We start from the raw sequence: 608 nt of genomic DNA, 5'->3' as shown, positions 1-608 counted from the left end.
GCCGGGGCCAACCCGGCACTGGCCAACGCCTGACGAATCACCCGCTCCTGCGCCGGCCCATTCGGCGCCGTCAACCCGTTACTCGCACCATCCTGATTGATCGCACTACCCCGTACCACCGCCAAGACGCGGTGGCCCCTGCGACGCGCGTCCGACAACCGCTCCAGAACGAGCAAACCCAAACCGTCAGAGAAACCAGTCCCGTCCGCCCCGGACGCATACGACTTACACCGGCCGTCCGGTGCCAAGCCACGCTGCCGACTGAACTCCATCAACAGCGAGGGCCCCGCAAGTACCGTGACCCCACCGACAAGTGCCATCGAGCATTCGCCGGACCGCAGCGCCTGCGCGGCCAGATGCAGCGCGACCAGCGACGACGAACACGCCGTGTCCACCGACACCGCCGGCCCTTCGAGGCCGAGTGTGTAGGCGACCCGCCCCGACACCACGCTTGTCGTCGAGCCGGTCAGCCGGAAGCCTTCGATCTCCGGCAGGCTGCCAGCCGGCATCGCCGCGTAATCCGACGGCCCGACGCCGCAGTAGACGCCGGTGTCGGTCCCACGCAACGACGTCGGATCAATACCAGCGTCCTCGAACGCCTCCCACGC

At 68.3% G+C, this 608-nt stretch carries 1 protein-coding gene; it reads right to left on the bottom strand.

What is annotated here, in order from left to right:
* On the bottom strand, positions 1-608 hold a 608-nt coding region (locus tag ACLQ28_RS34460; RefSeq protein ID WP_425690441.1), incomplete at both ends, for a beta-ketoacyl synthase N-terminal-like domain-containing protein.

The organism is Micromonospora sp. DT201 (assembly GCF_049841575.1).
GTDB lineage: Bacteria > Actinomycetota > Actinomycetes > Mycobacteriales > Micromonosporaceae > Micromonospora.
Note: the sequence above shows the minus strand (reverse complement) of the source record. Positions and strands in the feature narration are given on the sequence as shown.